Source organism: Clostridium sp. K04, from assembly GCF_019734375.1.
GTDB classification, from domain to species: domain Bacteria; phylum Bacillota; class Clostridia; order Clostridiales; family Clostridiaceae; genus Clostridium; species Clostridium saudiense.
The window spans coordinates 1-1502 of record NZ_JAASHD010000087.1; the positions used below are offsets into that span (position 1 = coordinate 1).

The 1502-nt window shown below is 26.9% G+C and carries 1 protein-coding gene; it reads right to left on the minus strand.

Going from position 1 to position 1502, the window contains the following annotated elements:
* Positions 1-275: 275 nt before the first annotated feature.
* Entirely contained in the window at positions 276-1496 is a 1221-nt protein-coding gene (locus HCG70_RS17250) for a helix-turn-helix domain-containing protein (RefSeq protein ID WP_055292516.1), read from the minus strand.
* Positions 1497-1502 lie beyond the last annotated feature (6 nt).

Genomic DNA, 1502 nt, shown 5'->3' on the forward strand with positions numbered 1-1502 from the left:
TAATTTTATTATAAATACTAACTTTACTTAAACCAGTTAAAACGGATACTTCTGCAACACTCCTCAACATCCCTTAACCCCTCCCTTTTAGAATAAAATTCTATATATAAACTAATTCGTTAAAACAATGAAAAATCCTATAAAATAAACCGAACTTCTTACTCCCCCGCTAAAAATAGAACAGGTTACTACGTAACCCTATAATACAAGCCGAGAAAATTTGCTACCTCTTGATTAAATTAAATAAATCTCTTATAATACAAAAAGAACAAGGACTATATTAATCCTTGCTCTCTTAAATATTTTCTATCACGAATATAGGTATCTTTAGATATATTAAGTTGTGAACATATATCTTTTTGCTTAAGACCTTCTGCCAAAAGGTCTTTTATTTTTGCCCTTCTTTGTGATAGTTTTTCTTTTTCACTTATTTTTCCCTCTGACTTTAACTTCCTCTGATATTTATTTTTTTGATAAACCCTATCTCTTCTCTTATATTCACCCTTAGAAATTATTGTACTCATTTGAGTTTCTTCATATTCTGTAATTTCTAATAGATCTATAAGTGTTTCATTTTTATATTTATATTCTTTATTTTTATCTAAGTAACACTTTTCTGCACTTCTAGTTGCTCTTATAACCTCATTTTCTTTTAAAGGTGATATAAACATACTATTCAGTTCTAAAACATCTTCTAAAGCCTTCTTTGTGTCTTCTGTAAAACTACATAAATAATATCTATATAAAAATAATATTATTTCTCTATGACCTCTTAAATCATATTCTCTAAGTTCACATAATTTTGTTATGTCATGTATCCTTGCATAGTATAAACTTCTTTCTCTATAAACATAGTTTATTTTCTTTGGTCGACCTTTTCTCTTTTCTTTTGGCTTCAATTCCGGAAGAAATTCTTTTTGTATTTCTCTTAAATCATAAATATAATCATACTCATCTATTATACTTACTACTGTTTTTGATTTTGAATTAATACTTCCAGGTACTCTTAATATTCTTGTTGCGTCTAAAGCTTGTCTATCTGCTCCAAATTCTTTTAATTGATTATATAAATATTCTTCAATTGCTTTCCATAATGGCAATGCTTGACTTGGTACTTTATTTATTAACCATATTAATGCTAATCCACGCCCACTATCTAAAATATAATTTGTTGCTGGAATTATTTTATTAAAATAATTTCCCTCTAAATTCATTATTATTTGTTCTTTAGTAAATTTAGTCTTGTAATAATCTAAATCTATAAATAAAGCATTTAACTCCTTTATACATTCTAACCTTCTATATGGCTTAAAAAATGTATTTAATGTTATATATATATTTTCTCCAGTTAAATCTACTTCTCTAAGTTCAGCATACTTATAATGCCATTGACTATATCCATTTTCATCTATGCAACTTCTCGTAATCCACCCTTTACTATTTCCATGAACCCTATCTATATATTCTACTTTATTCTTTTTTATCGCTTGTCCCATCACTTC